The 16445-nt window shown below is 52.5% G+C and carries 16 protein-coding genes, 1 tRNA gene and 1 pseudogene; 12 read left to right on the plus strand and 6 right to left on the minus strand.

The features are described from left to right. Window positions 1-121 precede the first annotated feature (121 nt). Window positions 122-203: transfer RNA gene (locus tag OO017_RS02965), tRNA-Leu, on the plus strand. A 146-nt stretch (window positions 204-349) separates the two neighbouring features. On the opposite strand, the gene OO017_RS02970 is transcribed toward OO017_RS02965, so the two are convergent. Beyond that, a complete protein-coding gene (locus tag OO017_RS02970; RefSeq protein WP_266050942.1) occupies window positions 350-1783 on the minus strand; it encodes a dicarboxylate/amino acid:cation symporter in 1434 nt (477 codons plus the stop codon). A 305-nt stretch (window positions 1784-2088) separates the two neighbouring features. Between OO017_RS02970 and OO017_RS02975 the strand changes: the two genes are divergently transcribed. The 5 genes from OO017_RS02975 (at window position 2089) to OO017_RS02995 (ending at window position 6004) form a co-directional block, all read left to right on the plus strand. After that, window positions 2089-3078, plus strand: a complete 990-nt coding sequence (locus OO017_RS02975) for an enolase C-terminal domain-like protein (RefSeq protein WP_266050943.1) — start codon at window positions 2089-2091, stop codon at window positions 3076-3078. 143 nt (window positions 3079-3221) lie between these two features. Continuing rightward, on the plus strand, window positions 3222-3671 hold the full coding sequence (locus OO017_RS02980; protein ID WP_266050944.1) for a MarR family winged helix-turn-helix transcriptional regulator: 450 nt from the start codon (window positions 3222-3224) through the stop codon (window positions 3669-3671). 40 nt (window positions 3672-3711) lie between these two features. Beyond that, entirely contained in the window at window positions 3712-4368 is a 657-nt protein-coding gene (locus OO017_RS02985; protein WP_266050945.1) for a YceI family protein, read from the plus strand. 85 nt (window positions 4369-4453) lie between these two features. Continuing rightward, complete coding sequence (locus tag OO017_RS02990) at window positions 4454-5119, plus strand: YceI family protein (protein ID WP_266050946.1); 666 nt, start codon at window positions 4454-4456, stop codon at window positions 5117-5119. 123 nt (window positions 5120-5242) lie between these two features. Continuing rightward, the gene (locus OO017_RS02995; protein ID WP_266050947.1) at window positions 5243-6004 is read left to right on the plus strand and encodes a DUF6503 family protein; all 762 of its coding nucleotides are present in this window, start codon (window positions 5243-5245) and stop codon (window positions 6002-6004) included. A gap of 78 nt (window positions 6005-6082) precedes the next feature. Here the strand turns inward: OO017_RS02995 and OO017_RS03000 are convergent, their stop codons facing one another. From OO017_RS03000 to OO017_RS03020, 5 genes and pseudogenes are all read right to left on the minus strand, one after another. Then, complete coding sequence (locus OO017_RS03000) at window positions 6083-6628, minus strand: hypothetical protein (protein WP_266050949.1); 546 nt, start codon at window positions 6626-6628, stop codon at window positions 6083-6085. A gap of 3 nt (window positions 6629-6631) precedes the next feature. Continuing rightward, window positions 6632-7180 (minus strand): nucleotidyltransferase domain-containing protein, encoded by a 549-nt coding sequence (locus tag OO017_RS03005; RefSeq protein WP_266050950.1) that lies wholly within the window; start codon window positions 7178-7180, stop codon window positions 6632-6634. 165 nt (window positions 7181-7345) lie between these two features. Continuing rightward, complete coding sequence (locus OO017_RS03010) at window positions 7346-7633, minus strand: alpha/beta hydrolase family protein (protein ID WP_266051028.1); 288 nt, start codon at window positions 7631-7633, stop codon at window positions 7346-7348. 15 nt (window positions 7634-7648) lie between these two features. After that, window positions 7649-8182: an alpha/beta hydrolase family protein gene (locus OO017_RS03015; protein ID WP_266051029.1), complete on the minus strand. Its 534-nt coding sequence runs from the start codon at window positions 8180-8182 to the stop codon at window positions 7649-7651. Window positions 8183-8206: 24 nt separating this feature from the next. Next, a pseudogene (locus OO017_RS03020) lies at window positions 8207-9511 on the minus strand (DPP IV N-terminal domain-containing protein); the annotation flags it as partial. 234 nt (window positions 9512-9745) lie between these two features. On the opposite strand from OO017_RS03020, the gene OO017_RS03025 reads away from it, so the two are divergent. The 6 genes from OO017_RS03025 to OO017_RS03050 all read left to right on the plus strand — a co-directional run bounded on the left by OO017_RS03025 (window position 9746) and on the right by OO017_RS03050 (window position 16426). Further along, a complete protein-coding gene (locus OO017_RS03025) occupies window positions 9746-10033 on the plus strand; it encodes an ATP-dependent Clp protease adaptor ClpS (protein WP_266050951.1) in 288 nt (95 codons plus the stop codon). Window positions 10034-10052: 19 nt separating this feature from the next. Further along, window positions 10053-10661 (plus strand): recombination mediator RecR, encoded by a 609-nt coding sequence (gene recR / locus OO017_RS03030; protein WP_266050952.1) that lies wholly within the window; start codon window positions 10053-10055, stop codon window positions 10659-10661. Window positions 10662-10876: 215 nt separating this feature from the next. Beyond that, window positions 10877-12961: an Ig-like domain-containing protein gene (locus tag OO017_RS03035; RefSeq protein WP_266050953.1), complete on the plus strand. Its 2085-nt coding sequence runs from the start codon at window positions 10877-10879 to the stop codon at window positions 12959-12961. A 22-nt stretch (window positions 12962-12983) separates the two neighbouring features. Beyond that, the gene (locus tag OO017_RS03040) at window positions 12984-13985 is read left to right on the plus strand and encodes a PorP/SprF family type IX secretion system membrane protein (protein ID WP_266050954.1); all 1002 of its coding nucleotides are present in this window, start codon (window positions 12984-12986) and stop codon (window positions 13983-13985) included. Between the two features lie 207 nt (window positions 13986-14192). After that, window positions 14193-15407: a pyridoxal phosphate-dependent aminotransferase gene (locus OO017_RS03045; protein ID WP_266050955.1), complete on the plus strand. Its 1215-nt coding sequence runs from the start codon at window positions 14193-14195 to the stop codon at window positions 15405-15407. Beyond that, on the plus strand, window positions 15407-16426 hold the full coding sequence (locus tag OO017_RS03050) for a bifunctional heptose 7-phosphate kinase/heptose 1-phosphate adenyltransferase (protein WP_266050956.1): 1020 nt from the start codon (window positions 15407-15409) through the stop codon (window positions 16424-16426). Before OO017_RS03045 ends, OO017_RS03050 begins: the two co-directional genes overlap by 1 nt. The last annotated feature ends 19 nt before the right edge of the window (window positions 16427-16445 follow it).

Here is a 16445-nt window from a genome sequence, read left to right on the forward strand (position 1 = left end):
AGCCTGAGAGACAGCATAAAGTATAACCCGAGAAAAATATCCCGGGCCGGAAGTATTGTATATATAAATCCACCTGTTATATTTGCAGAACCAATCCGTTATGGCGGTTGGTAAGTAAAATGCGCAAGTGGCGAAATTGGTAGACGCGCTGTCTTCAGGCGGCAGTTCCGCAAGGTGTGAAGGTTCGAGTCCTTTCTTGCGCACAAAAAGAGGCTAATCTTAACGGGTTAGCCTCTTTTGTTTTATAATGGCTCCTGATTGGCGGCAGCTTATACTTTAAAAGTTTTGTAAAAAGAAATCCCCTCCTGTGTTCGGCAGGAGGGGATTTTATGCTTTGGAGGAAGTATGGTTACACCAGTTCGGGCTGCTTTTCCTCCGGCAGCCTGTGTAGTAGCTCCGGGTTGGTCGTTTCCACCAAACCGGTTTCAGGCTGCGGGTTAAACTCACCTTCCCAGCGGGCTACCACGGCCGTGGCCAGGCAGTTACCGGTCACGTTAACAGAGGTGCGCGCCATGTCCATCAACTCATCGATACCAAGTATGGCAAACACGGGCCACACCGGTAGGTTAAAGGAGGCCACGGTTCCCAGAAGTATAACCAGCGAGGCGCGCGGCACGCCGGCTACCCCTTTGGAGGTCAGCATCAGCGTGAACACCATCACCAATTGCTGCTCCCATGTCAGGTTGATGCCAGCTGCCTGCGCCACAAACACAGAGGCAAGCGCCAGGTATAAAGTCGTTCCATCGAGGTTAAAGCTATAGCCAGTCGGCATTACAAAGGCCACGATGCGGCGCGGCACGCCCAATTTTTCCATCTCCTCCATAGCGCGCGGCAGGGCAGCCTCCGAGCTGGTGGTGGCAAAAGCGATGGAAACCGGGCCTGAGATGGCCTGCAGGAAACGCCTGATCGGCACACGGGCGATCAGCGCCACCGGCAGCAGCACCAGCAGGGCGAAAGCCAGCAGCGCCACATACAAAGTAGCCAGTAACTGGAACAGGTTCAGCAGGATACCGAAGCCCATATGCCCGACAGTGTACGCAATGGCAGCCCCCACACCCACCGGCGCGAAGTACATGATGATGTTCGTGAACTTGAACATCGTCTCGGAGAGGCTCTCGCAGAAATCGAGCATGGGCTTGCGCTTTTTCTCGCTCACCATGGCCAGGCCGATGGCGAACAGCACGCTGAATACCACGATCTGCAGCACCTGCCCCTCGGCTATGGACTTGGCAATATTCTCCGGGAACACGTGCAGGATAATATCTGAGGTGCTTTGCGCCGGCACCGCCGCAATTTCCTCGTGGCCCTGCGCCAGCCCTGCGTCAATTCCCTCGCCAGCCTTGCTCAGGTTAATGGCCGCCAAACCGATGAAGAGCGCCAGTGTGGTCACCACCTCAAAGTATACAATAGCCTTCCAGCCCATGCTGCCTACCTGCTTCAGGTTGGCGTGGCCGGCAATACCCACCACCAATGTGGCAAAGATAAGCGGCGCGATAATGGTCTTGATCAGCTTCAGGAAAACCTTGCTGAGCACGTTCAGGTTAACGGCAAACTGCGGGAAGTCGTAACCAATTTCGGCACCCACCACCATACTGATCAGGATCCAGGTGGTGAGGGAGCGCTTCTGCAGGCCGTAAAACAGCAGCACGCCAATGCCTGTCCAGCGCACGGCCAGCAGGGCCTCGGCGGGCAAAGAGATGAAACTGTACTGCTGCAGCACAGTAAGTATGGCCGCTATGGTAATGCAAAGCAGTGTGGCCAGTGGTAAAAAAGACTTTTTCATAAAGAAGGTTGAAGACAAGTATGGCCGGAGCCTGTACAGTTAAAAAGCCTTTGTAGCGAACGCTGCTGTTTAGCCTTGTTTTCAGGATTTTACCCACAGGGCACACCTACATTAGCTTAGCAAATATAGAGGTTGCAAACACAGTTGCAAATAGGCGCAGGGCCGGCACGAAACTATTTTTTTCAGCTCTGCCACATTATGTTAAAAGTGTATACTTTGCAGTCCATAATCAGATGTAAAAGTGGCTAAATCGGGATAAAAAGTGCAATTTGTGCGATTCGTTACATTAAACTACTTAACACGCTATGTTAAAATGGCATATAGAGGTGCTGCACCTCAAACTGAAACATGCTGCCACTACTGCCTTCGGCTCCGGCCTCACCAGGGTTAATTTTCTGGTGCAGGTGTCGGATGGGGAGTACAGCGGCTTTGGAGAGGCTGCACCCGACCCCAGGTACGGCGAAACACCTGAACTGCTGCTGCAGCAGTATAAAGTGCTGCTGATGGCCGGTTTGCCGCAGTTGCAAAGTATGGAGGAGCTACTACAATTATTGGAGCAGCACCCGCCCGTTAACTGCCTGCGTTTTGCCATTGAAGCCGCTTACCTGCACTACTTCTGCCAGCACAAGGGTATACCGGTGCACCAGCTGCTGGGCCAGCCCGTGCCGCAGCCACAAGTAACCTGCTTTACGCTGCCTGTCACGGACCCGGCGGAGGTGCAGGACTACCTACAGAAGTATGATTTGGGACGCTTTCGCTACCTTAAGCTGAAGGTAAACCCGGAGCAGGGGCCGGAACTGGTGCAGGAAGTGCTGCGCGTAACCGAGCAGCCGCTGGTGCTGGCCGGCCACGAGAGCTGGCAAAACCCCGAGGAGCTGCTACATTTCCTGAACACCCTGGACAGGGGGCGCATACTGTTTATAGAGCAGCCGATGCCCGCCTCCAGGGCAGCTGCCTACGCGCAGATCAAAAACATAAGCCCCATGCCACTTGTTGCTGAGGAGTCGGTGATGGATGTGGCTGATTTTGAGCTGCTGCACACCCAGTTTCACGGTGTAAGTATAACCCCGATGCGAGCCGGTGGCTACCTGAACACGGTGCGGCTGCTGCAGGAGGCAAAGAAGTATGGCCTGATGACGGTGCTGGGTTCGGGTATAGAAACAACGCTGGGTGCCTGGAGCTCCATGCAACTGAGCAGCGCGTTCAACTTCGTGAACCTGGATGGCTTTCTGATGCTGGAGGAGGAGCCGTTTGGCCTGGTACTGGAGCAGGAGGGAATTATATACCTGAAGTAACAGGCTTTAAACTAGCTGGTTTAACCATTCTGTTTATTTATCAGGGGGTTATGGAAACTATTTTAAATTATTTTCGTTGATGTGTTTGTACATTAAATGTATGTACATATATTTGCGACATCATTGTGACGTTTATGCTGCCCATGAAAATTGAAGATGAAATAAAACAAAGTGCATTTAAGAGCGAGTACCAGAAGGCATACATCAATTTAGTGTACACATCTGGTTATTTGCAGCAGAATCAGGCTGCCATGTTTAAGCCCTTTGGCATTACATTGCCGCAGTACAACATCCTACGCATTCTAAGGGGGCAGCACCCCAAACCGGCCACCGTCAGCCTGCTTATTGAGCGCATGCTGGATAAAACCTCCAATGCCTCGCGCATCGTGGACAAACTGGAGGCCAAAGAGCTGGTAACGCGCAAGCAGTGCCCCTCAGACCGCCGCACCGTGGATGTGCTGATAACAGACAAGGGGCTGGAGCTGCTGAGGCAGATGGATGACCTGGAAGGCGGCAAAGGCACCGGCATCACCAACCTGACAGAGGAGGAGGCGGCGCAGCTGAATACCCTGCTGGATAAGATCAGAGATTAAACAGAAAACCATAACAACCAGTGTTAACCAACAGAAATAAATGAAAAAGTACGTAATTCTTGCCTCTCTTGCTGGCTCGCTGCTATTCTCAGCCCATGCCGGCAACACAAACAAAGTGGCCGCTACAAATGCTACAGAAGTAGCTGCTCCTGCTAAGGCTCGTGCTTATAAAGTAGACGTTGCCAAAAGCGACCTGAAGTGGCACGCCAAGAAAGTAACCGGCGAGCACATGGGTAACATCGCCCTGCAGAGCGGCGACATGCAGGTAAACGGCAACAAGATAGTGGGTGGTACCTTTGTGATCGACATGAACGCGATCACCTGCACCGACATTAAAGATGCTGGTTACAACGCCAAGCTGGTGGGCCACCTGAAGTCAGACGACTTCTTTAGTGTGGAGAAACACCCGACCGCGACCTTCAAAATCAATAGCGTAAAGCCAATTGCAAAAGCTGCGGCTGGTAAGCCAAACGCCACCATCACTGGCGACCTGACGATCAAAGGCATTACGAACCAGGTTTCTTTCCCGGCCACTGTGGCTGTGAAAAACGGTGTGGCCTCTGCCAAGGCTGATGTTACCATCGATCGTACCAAGTATGATGTGCGCTACGGCTCTAACAGCTTCTTCGAAGGCCTGGGCGACAAGGCGATTTACGACGACTTTGTGGTATCGCTGGACGTAACCGCGAAACAATAACCTCATACCACACGAGCCGCTCCGGGCCTCTGGGGACGGAGCGGCTTCTTTTTTATTAATCCATTCCATACTTAACTAAACCAAAATGAAAAGAACAGCAATTTATGCCTCGCTTGCAGCAGCGTTATTTTTATCTGCCTGCAACACCGAAGCCGAGAGCACTACAGAAACCACAGCCGTAGCCTCTGAGGCAACTGCCGCGACGGGTGAGGGCGAAACCTACCAGATTGTGCAGGACCAGAGCAACGTGCAGTGGCACGGTACAAAAGTTACTGGCGAGCACAGAGGCGAGATTGACGTGCAGAGCGGCGAACTGTCTGTAAACGGCGACCAGCTGACAGGCGGTAAGATCGTGATCGATATGAAGACCATCACTAACTCAGACATCGAGGCTGAGGAAGACAACCAGAAACTGGTAGGCCACCTAAAGTCTGACGATTTCTTTGGTGTAGAGAAATACCCGACGGCCACATTCGAGGTCACTGGCGCTTCTCCGATCGCTGATGCCGCTGCAGGCCAGCCAAACTATAACGTGGAGGGCAACCTGACCATCAAGGAGAAAACCGAGAAAGTGAGCTTCCCGGCTACGGTTACAGTAGATAACGGCACTGTGAACGCTAAGGCCGATGTGAAGGTAGACCGCTCTAAGTTTGATGTGCGCTACGGCTCTGAGACTTTCTTCGGCAACCTGGGCGACAAAGCCATCCACGATGAGTTTACCGTTTCTTTCGACGTTACTGCGAAGAAATAAAGTATAGATTTTGTATTGACAGGAAACCGCTTCGGTCTAGGTGGCTGAGGTGGTTTTCTTTTTATACTTGCCGCCTGATTTTATACCTTTGGGTAAGTAAACTTCTGACAGTTACATCACACCATGAAAAACTATACCTATACCTGGCTGCTGCTGGGGTTGCTGCTGTTGTTTAGTGCCTGCTCCGGAAACGAAACCGAGAAATCGGAGGCGCAGGCCATCGTTGACGCCGCTCTTAAAGCTCACGGCAGCGAAAAGCTAGACCAGGGTATCGTTACCTTTAAACTCCGCGATATTCAGTACCGCGCCCTGCGGGATAACGGCGCTTTTGTGTATAGCCGCACCTTCACCGACTCCACAGGCCAACGCGTACATGATGTCCTGAGCAATAGTGGTTTTAAGCGCACAATAGATGATACAGAAGTGGAGCTGCCGGAGGAGAAAAAGGAGACGTACAGCAACTCTGTAAACGCAGTAGTATACTTTGCGCTGCTGCCATACTTCCTGAACGATGCCGCCGTACAGAAATCATACTTAGGCGAAGTCAAGATCAAAGGAGAGCCTTACCAAAAGATTAAGGTTACGTTTGCCCAGGAGGGGGGCGGCGAAGGCTTCGAGGACCAGTACATCTACTGGTTCCACAAAGACCGCCACACCATGGATTACCTGGCCTACAACTTTAAGGAGAATGGCGGCGGCTCCCGCTTTCGGGAGGTATCAAACGTGAATGAAATAGGCGGCATTCGCTTCCAGGACTACAACAACTATAAAATCGCCGACAAGGATTTTCTGATCGAGAACTACGACAGGGCTTTTGAGGCCGGCAAGCTGGAGAAAGTATCTGAGATAAACCTGGAGGAGGTGCAGGTGCGGGAAATTGAGTAGTGTGGGTTAAGTTAATTCCCCAAAATTAATACTTGTAGAGACGCAACACCTTGCGTCTCTTTTTTATTAAATCAGTAGCTACTCTATCTCAAACTCCTGCGGCAAAGCCACCGTCAGGTGCTTGGGGCGGCTGTGGATCTGCTGCAGGAAACCGTCCAGCTCGGATTTATACTCCAGGTGGTAGTCTTCGTGCAGCTTTTTGCGGATGAGCTGGATGGTGCGCAGCAGCAGGCGCGCCGTAGCCGTGTAAAAGCCTTTGTAATAACTGTCAAACTGCCCGGTGAAATTATCAAAGATCAGGCGCAAGGTATAAAGGTGCAGGTCTATCTCAGCTTTGGGCTCTTTGGTGATGCGCTTAAAGCGGGCGATCTCCTTCATGGCCTTGCGCAGCGCCTTGGTTAAGGCTTTGGCCAGACTGCGGCCGCTGGCGTTTATCAGCAGCTCGTTAATCTTATCGGCGGCCTCCTCATACACCTCCTCCAGTGTTACCTCCTCCTGCAGCTCATACCTCAGGATGTCATACAGTTCGGCGTCGCGGCGGGCGGCTTTCAGTATAATAGCTTCTTTTTCCTTGTCGCTCAGTTGTTTAACCGCCTGGCGAAAAGCCGGTGAGATGGCTGGCATAGCTTAACGAGGTAAATTTTCCAGGTCCAGGAGGTCCTGCTGGCGGGCAGTGGCCTGTTTGTTCTTTTTCAGGTCCTTCAGGCTAATGAAGTTCGCCACCACATCACCAAAAGGCATTGCAGCTTTGTTCTGCCAGCAGGTTTCAAAATCAACGCCGCTCAGGCCGGTGGAGAGATCGATGCGGTTGGGCGGGTACCCGAGCTGCACCACCACATCCTCTGTGGTCAAGTCCTCCAGATTTACTTCCTGCGGATCATAGCCTAGCTCATAGAGCACGGCCAACACTTTTTGGGCATTGTCTTCAGTAGGGTTTATCCAGATGTCGATATCGCCGGTGTAGCGTGGGTAGCCGTAGACTGCCACGGCAAAGCCGCCGGCAATCAGATACTCTGCTTTTGCGGCATTCAACTGTTTAATTACTTCCTGAAAATCTTGAGTCAGCTCCATTTGTACTAAAATACTATACTGGGCCCTTAGCTGCTGCACGGCGGCAAGGCGCGCCTCAGCAGGCTGCGAGAGCCAGTAGGATAAATCATCGTTGCTGTCCGACAATCTTTTTTTGCTAACCGCTCTGCTTGCCGGTTGGGGCAGAGGGGTGCTGACTTTTTTATCCAAAGTATGAACCAGTTAGAGGTTAAAGTGTAACCTACGGAAAAGCAGCAGTAAAGTATTACAGGCTACCGCTGCCAGCAGTAGCCTGTTACAAAAGTATAAAATTTACAGGTTCTCGTCAAAATACTGTGTCACCTTTCGCATCAGGTGCACGCGGTCTTTACCCCTTACGTTGTGGGGATGGCCCGGGTAAACGAAGTAGTCCAGCAGGATGCCCTCATCCACTGCCTTCTTGATAAAAGCGAGGCTATGCTGCCACACCACCACATCGTCCACGGTGCCGTGTATCATCAGCAATTTGCCCTCCAGGTCCTGCACGTGGTTTAATAAATTGGCATTTTCGTAGCCTTCGGGGTTCTGCTCCGGCGTGTCCATGTAGCGCTCCGTGTACATCACCTCGTAGTATTTCTAGTCGATAACAGGACCGCCGGCCACACCAACCTTAAACACATCCGGATGGCGCGTCATCAGGGAGGTGGTCATAAAGCCGCCGAAGCTCCAGCCGTGCACGCCCAGGCGTTCGGCATCCACGTAAGGCAGCGACTTCAGGTGTTCCACGCCACGTAGCTGGTCCTGCATTTCCACGGTGCCCAGCTGGCGGAAGGTAGCCTGCTCAAATGCCTGGCCTCTGTCGCCGGAGCCGCGGGAGTCGAGGGTGAAGACGATGTAGCCTTTCTGTGCCATCAGGTGCATCCAGAGATTGGCGCCACCCAGCCAGCTGTTGGTTACCAGCTGCACGTGCGGGCCGCCGTACACATACACCACCACCGGGTACTTCTTGTTCTTGTCCATATTCGGAGGGGTGATCATGCGGGCGTACAAATCGGTACCGTCCTCCGCTTTGATCGGAAAGATGGTGGTCTCACCGAGGGTATATTGTGTGAGCGGATTGTTGGCCGTGAGCAGCGTTTGCTGTACTTTGCCATCGGTGGTGTTCAGCACCCAGATCTTGCGCGGAGTTGCCGGGCTGCTGTAGTTGTCGAAGATATACTTCGCGTCAGGGCTGAGTTGAGCTTGGTGCACGCCGCTGCCCTGCGAGATACGGCGTGTTTTGCCGTTGCGCAGGCTCACGGCGTAAATGTGGCGCTCCAGCGGGCTCTCGGCCGTGGAGGTATAGTATAGCTCGTCGCCCTTCCTGCTGAAGCCCAATATCTCCTTCACCATCCAGTCGCCGCTGGTGAGATGGCGCAGCTGCTTGCCGCTGGTGTTGTACAAGTATAAATGGTCAAAGCCGGTTCGCTCGCTTACCCGCACAAACTGATCCGGCTTACCCGGTACAAAGTATATACCGTGCTCCGGTTACACATACTTTTCGTGCTTCTCTTCCAGCAGTGTTTTCTCAAACTCTCCGGTCTGGGCGTTGTAGCGATTCAGCTTCATGTGGTTCTGGTCGCGGTTCAACACGGCAATATAAATGTGCTTCTCGTCCGGGCTCCAGGTAATGTTGGTCAGGTACTGCTCTGCGGGCTCGCCGGTTTTCAGGTAAACCGTTTTTTTCGACTCCACATCATACACCCCCACCGTTACATGGTGGCTCTTGCCGCCGGCCATCGGGTATTTAATGTTGTTCTGTTTAGCCGGGAGCGGCGCAATGTCCACCAGCGGGTAGTCGGTAACCATACTTTGGTCCATGCGGTAAAAGGCCAGCTTAGTGCCCGTCGGCGACCAGAAGGTGCCTTTGGTGATGCCGAACTCGGAGCGGTGCGCCGCCTGCCCATGTACGATGCCTTCGTTCTCCGCCTTCGTTATCGCCACATCCTCCTCGCCAGGTACCGACAAGTATAGATTATTACCTTTGGTATAGGCCAGGCGCTGCATGGTTGGGTCCAGTTCCTTGTTCTCTGCCCCTTCCGCATAGTTCATGGCTACGCGCGCATTGCCGGACTTCAGGTCGTAGGCGATGATCCTGTTCTGCACATCCATCACAAAGTTGCTGCCATCGCCCCAGTAGAGCGTAGGGAAGCTGTTGAGCTTTTCTGCACCGGCGGTCATAACGGCTTTGTTCAGCTGTTCCAGCGTCAGGATGTCCTGCTGTTTGGTGGAGTTGGCACTGCTGCGAACGAGTGTCTGGTTGCCGTTGTTTGCCTTCAGGTAGGCGAAGTCGCTGGTGCCGGCCACCCACTTCAGTTGCTGCAGGTCCTGCGGCTGCAGGCCATGGTTAAGGATGGCGTCCTCCATGGTCAGTTGCTTGTCCTGAGCCTGCAGCTGCGCGGTGGCTGCCACAAGTAGCAGGAGCAGCTCCAGCCGCTTCCGCAAGTATGCTATCATCATGATTTTAAAGTATAAATCTGTGTGTAAAACCAATGTGCAAGAAACGGCAATTATACTTATTTCGCAAAACAGGAGCCTTTCGGCCAGTTAAAGTATAGCTGGGGAAGGGGAATCATACCCGGCTGCATTTTGTTGAAAACAACGCACCCGGCAAGTATAAATTAGCTCCAGAGCACAGTGTTATACTTAGGGGGCGGACTTCTTTTAATGGGTAAAATTTAGTAATTTTGCAATATGAATTGGGATACAGATATTTTTCATAAAGAGGAAGTTGACGTCGAATTACTCGAAGAAACCACCGACCTGCGCAACCTGGTGGTGTACAACGACGATGTGAACACGTTTGATCATGTGATAGACACACTGATCAAAGTATGTGGCCACACGGCAGAGCAGGCCGAGCAGTGCACCATGCTGATCCATTACAAGGGCAAGTGCACGGTTAAGGTTGGTTCTTTTGAGGAGTTGTCGGGTATGTGTACCGCCCTGCACGACAAAGACCTATCGGCAGATATAGAGTAGAGGAGGAACTGCAGGATTGATGAATTTCCCTTCTAAACTTATTGAAAACGCCGTGGAGGAGCTTGCGAAGCTGCCCGGTGTAGGCAGGAAAACTGCGCTCCGACTGGCGCTGCACATGCTTAAGCATGAGTCTGAGGATACGCTCTCGCTAGCCGAGGCGCTGGTGAAAATGCGCACCGAGGTGAAGCATTGTAAGGAGTGCCACAACATCTCCGACACCGAGGTCTGCTCCATTTGCGCTAACCCGCTCCGCGACAAGAGTTTACTGTGTGTGGTTAGCGATATCCGTGATGTGATCGCTATTGAGAATACCTCGCAGTACAAGGGCCTGTACCATGTGTTGGGTGGTGTTATTTCCCCAATCGAAGGCATTGGCCCGTCAGACCTGTACATCGACTCGCTGCTGGAGCGCCTGCCGGCTTCGGAGGTAAAGGAGATTCTGCTGGCCATCAGCCCTACCATGGAGGGCGACACCACGGCCTTTTACCTTACCCGCAAACTCCGCGACTTCGACCTGCGGATCACTACCATCGCCCGTGGCGTGCCGGTGGGCGGCGAGCTGGAGTATACCGACGAAGTTACGCTTGGCCGAAGTATAGTGGAGCGCACGGCTTACGGCAAAGTATAAAATCAGTACAAAAGTATAAGGAAGAGCTGCAGCGTATAACTGCAGCTTTTTTTATGTGCTTATACTTTGCAAAACATATCAGAGAAGCTAAATATCGCTATTTATGAATTAGTTTTTGTTGACAAATAATTAGTAAAAATAAAGTTTTGATGGAACAAAATATAAAACTATTAGGTATGTATATGACATAATTTATAGTAAAGCCAACGGTGCCTATGAAAGCATCACCCTTACCTGATGTTAACCGCAGTTTCAGGCGTGATCTGTTTTTGCCTGCTACGCTGCTTCTTATCCTTTGTTTTTGCATATTCTCTGCCCAGGCCGGGGCAGCAGAAGAAATCCCCCGTACAGCTGAGGTTGTAATCTGTTCAACTGCTGTAAAACCTACCATAACACTTAACGGTCCCGCTACCATCTGCGCCGGCGGTAGCGTGCTGCTCACGGCAAGTTCTGGCAAAAGCTACAAATGGAACAACGGAGCTACCTCACAATCCATCACCGTTACTCAATCAGGAGAGTATGTGGTAGAGGTGACCGATGAGAATGGCTGTGTCGGCAAGTCGGATACGTTGGTGGTAGAGGTTGCCGGCAGGTTAGAGCGCCCCAAAATTGAGTTTACAGACCCACTGGTTGTGTGCGGCAAGGGTAGCCTGAAGATGTCAGTGCCTTTGCAGGAAGGGGCATCCTATGTATGGAAAAAAGATGGAGTGCCTGTATCGGATAAATCAAATGAATACACAGCCACAGAAACTGGGGTTTATACCGTGGAGCTGTCTAATTTCTGTGGCTATGTAAAAAGCGCTAACAAAGTAGAGTTTGAAATACAAAAACCTATACCTGCCTTTGATGTGGAAGCGGCGGGGAAACTGGTGTTCTGCAAAGGCGGCAGTGTAAAGCTCTCGGTGCCAGAGTATAAAAATGTAACCTATGCCTGGTTCAGAGACGGGAAAAAGATAAGCGGCAGTAATCAGGAACTGGTAGCCGAGGAGGCAGGAACCTATACGGCAGAGATAACAAGCGCGTGCGGCACCTTCCGGAGCAGCAAGGGGCAACAGGTAGAACTGCTGGCCTTGCCCGAACCTCCTAAAGTAGAAGAGGCCGTAGGCTGTACGAAAAGCTCCCTAACCCTAAAAGCCTCCGGCGGCAGGCCTGGCATGTACCGATGGTATACCGCGGCTAAGGGAGGAGTAGCCATTGCAGGCGCGCATGAAGCCTCTTTCACCACACCGATGCTGTCCACTACAACTACCTACTTTGTGGCTATTACCAACGGGCAATGCGAAAGTGAGCGGGTGCCGGTAGAGGCGATCATCAACACAAAACCTGACGTAACCGCCATTGAGGCGAAGGGGCCGTTGGAGTTTTGTGAGGGAGGTTCTGTGGAATTAAGCGCTGCTGCCTATAAAGGTTTTAACTATACCTGGCTGCGTGACGGGAAAGAGTACGCAAGCGGCTCTAATGCTTTACATGTCACAGAGAGTGGAGTGTACACGCTTAAACTGCATAACGAGTGCGGGGCCACCCTCTCCTCCAATAGTATAAAAGTGAAAGTATGGCCAGCGCCAGACGCCCCGGTAGCAACAGATGGCAGCTCCTGCGGACCAGGCAAAGTGACGCTGTCTGCTACTGGCGGGACAGCAGGGGAGTACCGCTGGTACAAAGACGCTGCTTCTGCAACACCTATTGCAAATGCGACAAGTGCTACCTTTGAAACGCCGGAACTGAAAGACTCCCGAACCTACTACGTAACGCTGGTGCGCAACGGCTGTGAAACAGAGCGGGTACCGGTGCAGGCCTATGTGTACCCTGTGCCGATGGCCGTGGCCAACGTGGAGGATTATGAGATCGATGCAGGAGAGAGTACAAGCTTGGTTGGCAGCGGCGGCGTGAGCTTTAGCTGGAGTCCTTCTGCAGGGTTGGATGACCCCAACAGTGCCAACCCGGTAGCCACCCCGGTCCAAACCACCCGCTACACGTTAACCGTGCGCAACGAGGAAGGCTGTGAAGACACCGTGAGTGTGGTCGTAAATGTGCGGCAACTGCTCGAGATCCCGAATGCTTTCTCTCCGAACGGTGACGGTATAAACGATACTTGGGAAATCAAAAACATAGAATACTTTCCGGATGCAAAACTGGAGGTATACAACCGCTGGGGCAGCCTGATCTTTGAGCAAATAAATTACCGCAGCGATTGGGGCGGCACCTACAGAGGGGCGGCACTGCCAGTCAGCACCTACTTCTACGTGATCACCGTGCCCGGTAAAGGCAAGTTTACTGGCTACCTGAATATTGTGAATTGAAAATACCGTTGAGCGCCAGCCTATGAAACGACTTCTACCCCTATTCTTTTTTTGTTTTGCTCCCTTCCTGATATTCGCGCAGCAGAAGCCCCAGTATAGCCAGTATACTATTAACAATTACCTGTTAAACCCAGCCATAGCGGGTATTGAGGAGTATGCCGACGTAAAAGTGGGCAGTAGGTCGCAAATGTCGGGCATCGAGGGGGAACCGACTACACTTTACGTGAGCGCCCATGCCCCAATTGGCTATACCTCCAGGGGAGGGCGCAAGAGCTCGGGCCGCAGGGCACCCTCGTTCGGGGGAAATAACCGGAGCGGGCGCATCAGTGAGCAGTTCAGGCCGCACCATGGTATTGGCATACTTGCGGTGCACGATAGGCTGGGGGCGTTCTACAGAACTGAGGCGAGCCTGGCCTATGCCTACCATTTAAGCCTGAACCGGGATATTCGTTTATCGGGAGGCCTTAGTGCAGGCCTGATACAACAGCAACTGCGCGCCAGTGAGTTATCTTTTGCCAACCCTGCCGACGGGGCTGGCTCAGACTGGAACATGGTTAAACCTAACCTGGCAGCAGGGCTGTGGCTCTACGGCAGTAACTTTTATATCGGCACCTCTGCCACGCAGCTCCTTGGCAACACCGTAAACTTCGACAATTCTGTGGAGGAGCGTAACCTGCTGTACGAGCACTATTTTCTGACCGGGGCTTACCGTTTTAACATAACAGAGGAGGTAAGCCTGGTGCCCTCTATTATGCTGATGTGGCTGCAGCCACTGCCAGGGTCTTTAGATTTTAACCTGCGTGCCGTATACCAGGACCGGTTGTGGGTGGGAGGTTCCTACCGGCAAAACGGTAACTACGCTGTTTTGGCAGGGGTTACCATAAACCATATTTTTGACCTTGGCTATGCCTACGACCGAGGCGTTCCTGCCTTTAACGGAATGGGCAGCGGCAACCATGAGGTAGTGCTGGGCATGCGTATCTTTAACAAAGCGAAAGTGCTTTGCCCTCAGAACCTGTGGTAAGAAAGTATAAGCTTTATACTTTGGCAGTTTGTTAGCGCATGATGGCGTAACTGCGACTCAAGCTGGCTGCAATCATACTTTACCAGTCCATCTATACCTCAGTATCCTGTAAATCCTGATTCAGATAAATTACAAAATCCGATATTCCCTTCTGTTACTGGAAAGTCTGTGGCATTATGAGTAAATTGCCAGCTTAACTCGAAGTATATGCAAGAAACAGAAGAAGCGAAAGCCGTACTTTCTGATAGAATATTGTCCCTGGCCGAGTCGCAGACCATTGCAATGGCCAAAAAAGCCCGTGAGCTAGCTGCCAAAGGGTATGATGTGATCAACCTGAGCTTTGGAGAGCCCGACTTCCAGACGCCGCAGTACATCAAAGATGCCGCCAAGCAGGCCATAGACGACGGGTTTACGTTCTATACCCCCGTGCCCGGCTACCCGGAGCTGCGCGAGGAGATCTCGAAAAAGTTTAAGCGCGACAATAACCTTGACTACGCCCCGGATCAGATCGTGGTATCTACAGGTGCCAAGCAAAGTATAGCCAATGCGGTGATGTGCCTGGTAAACCCTGGCGATGAGGTGGTGATCTTCTCGCCGTACTGGGTGTCTTACGAGGAGATCGTGAAGCTGGCGGAAGGTGTGCCGGTGCCCATAATGGGCCGCCTGGAGAATGACTACAAAGTAACTGCCGAGCAACTGGAGAAGGCAATCACAAGCAGTACCAAGCTGGTAATGTACTCTTCGCCCTGCAACCCGACAGGCGCCGTGTTTGATGAGGAAGAGCTGTTGGCTATTGCCCGTGTGCTGGAAAAGCACCCGCAGATACACATCATCGCCGATGAGATTTATGAGTACATCAATTTTGGCGAAAAGCATTTCAGCATGGCCAATATCGACTTTATCCGCGACCGCGTGATTACGATAAACGGCTTCTCGAAAGGCTACGCCATGACGGGTTGGCGTGTGGGCTACCTGGCCGCGAGCCGCGAGATTGCCTCCGCCTGCGATAAAATGCAGAGCCAGATTACATCCGGCACCTGCTCTATCGCTCAGAAGGCAGCTGCAGCCGCACTGAAAGGTGGCAACGCCTGCGCCCTGGAAATGGCCGAGGCATACCGCCGCCGCCGCGACCTGGTGCTCGACCTGATGAACGAAATTCCGGGGTTCAAGACTTACCTGCCCAACGGCGCTTTTTATATCTTCCCGGATATCAGCGCATACTTTGGTAAGCAGTATGAGGGCAAAACCATTGAGAGCGCCCTTGACCTGAGCATGTTTATACTTAGCGATGCTCATGTGGCCGTGGTAAGTGGCGAGGCATTTGGGGCACCACAGTGCATCCGCTTCTCCTTTGCCACCTCCGACGAGAAACTGACGGAGGCCCTGCGCCGCATCAAGAACAGCCTCGCAAAACTGCAGTAATGAATCAATTTAAAAGCTTAGAAGATATTTTTGAGGCCTTTAACCGCCTGAAAGTGCTGGTGGTGGGCGATGTGATGATCGACTCCTACCTATGGGGCAAAACTTCGCGCATTTCGCCGGAGGCACCGGTGCCGATCGTGAATGTGGTGAAGCGGGAGAAGCGCCTCGGTGGTGCCGCCAACGTGGCGCTGAACGTGCAGGCCATGGGGGCTACGCCGCTGCTTTGTTCCGTTATCGGCGATGACCAGGACGGGGCTGACTACCTGCGCCTGATGGAGGAGAAAGGCTTGCCGACAGAGGGAATCGTGCAAAGCCCGGAGCGGGTAACTACTATCAAGCACCGCATTATTGCCGGGGCGCAGCAACTCCTGCGCGTTGACTCGGAGATAGAGCACAACCTGACCGATTATGAGGAGCGGCACCTGGAGGAGCGCTTCGTGCAGCTGCTGAAACAAGCCGATGTGGTGATTTTTGAGGACTACGATAAAGGCGTGTTCTCGGAGCAGAACATACAGCGTTTCCTGGAACTGGCAAATGAGCAGGGGGTACCAAGTGTCATCGATCCGAAGAAGAAGAATTTCCTGAGCTATGTGGGCTGCACCCTCTTTAAGCCAAACCTGAAGGAGCTGAAGGAGGGACTGAAAGCCGACTTTGCCGATGAGAACCTGCCCGCCTTTGAGGATGCCGTGGAAGAACTGCAGCAGCGCCTGCAGGTAAAACAGGTGCTGGTAACTTTGTCAGAGCGAGGCGTGTTTGTGGCCGATGGCGAAGAAAAAACGTACATTGGGGCGCATCGCCGCTCTATTTCAGATGTATCGGGTGCCGGCGACACCGTGATAAGTATAGCCGCGCTATGTATGGCGTTAAAAACCTCTTTACCTTTCATGGCTGGCCTTAGCAACCTGGGCGGCGGACTCGTGTGCGAACAAGTGGGCGTTGTGCCCATCGATAAGCAGCGGTTGTATGAGGAGGCACAGCGTATAAGGTTGTTTGATACACATGAATACAGAAACGCTTAACAGGGTATTGTATGACAGC

The sequence above is a fragment of the Pontibacter anaerobius genome (genome assembly GCF_026241195.1).
Classification (GTDB): Bacteria; Bacteroidota; Bacteroidia; order Cytophagales; family Hymenobacteraceae; genus Pontibacter; species Pontibacter anaerobius.

Coding starts and splice junctions, on each gene's coding strand:
- OO017_RS02970 (WP_266050942.1), bottom strand. CDS start 1,783: ATGAAAAAGTCTTTTTTACCACTGGCCACACTGCTTTGCATTACCATA.
- OO017_RS02975 (WP_266050943.1), top strand. CDS start 2,089: ATGTTAAAATGGCATATAGAGGTGCTGCACCTCAAACTGAAACATGCT.
- OO017_RS02980 (WP_266050944.1), top strand. CDS start 3,222: ATGAAAATTGAAGATGAAATAAAACAAAGTGCATTTAAGAGCGAGTAC.
- OO017_RS02985 (WP_266050945.1), top strand. CDS start 3,712: ATGAAAAAGTACGTAATTCTTGCCTCTCTTGCTGGCTCGCTGCTATTC.
- OO017_RS02990 (WP_266050946.1), top strand. CDS start 4,454: ATGAAAAGAACAGCAATTTATGCCTCGCTTGCAGCAGCGTTATTTTTA.
- OO017_RS02995 (WP_266050947.1), top strand. CDS start 5,243: ATGAAAAACTATACCTATACCTGGCTGCTGCTGGGGTTGCTGCTGTTG.
- OO017_RS03000 (WP_266050949.1), bottom strand. CDS start 6,628: ATGCCAGCCATCTCACCGGCTTTTCGCCAGGCGGTTAAACAACTGAGC.
- OO017_RS03010 (WP_266051028.1), bottom strand. CDS start 7,633: ATGTACACGGAGCGCTACATGGACACGCCGGAGCAGAACCCCGAAGGC.
- OO017_RS03025 (WP_266050951.1), top strand. CDS start 9,746: ATGAATTGGGATACAGATATTTTTCATAAAGAGGAAGTTGACGTCGAA.
- recR (WP_266050952.1), top strand. CDS start 10,053: ATGAATTTCCCTTCTAAACTTATTGAAAACGCCGTGGAGGAGCTTGCG.
- OO017_RS03035 (WP_266050953.1), top strand. CDS start 10,877: ATGAAAGCATCACCCTTACCTGATGTTAACCGCAGTTTCAGGCGTGAT.
- OO017_RS03040 (WP_266050954.1), top strand. CDS start 12,984: ATGAAACGACTTCTACCCCTATTCTTTTTTTGTTTTGCTCCCTTCCTG.
- OO017_RS03045 (WP_266050955.1), top strand. CDS start 14,193: ATGCAAGAAACAGAAGAAGCGAAAGCCGTACTTTCTGATAGAATATTG.
- OO017_RS03050 (WP_266050956.1), top strand. CDS start 15,407: ATGAATCAATTTAAAAGCTTAGAAGATATTTTTGAGGCCTTTAACCGC.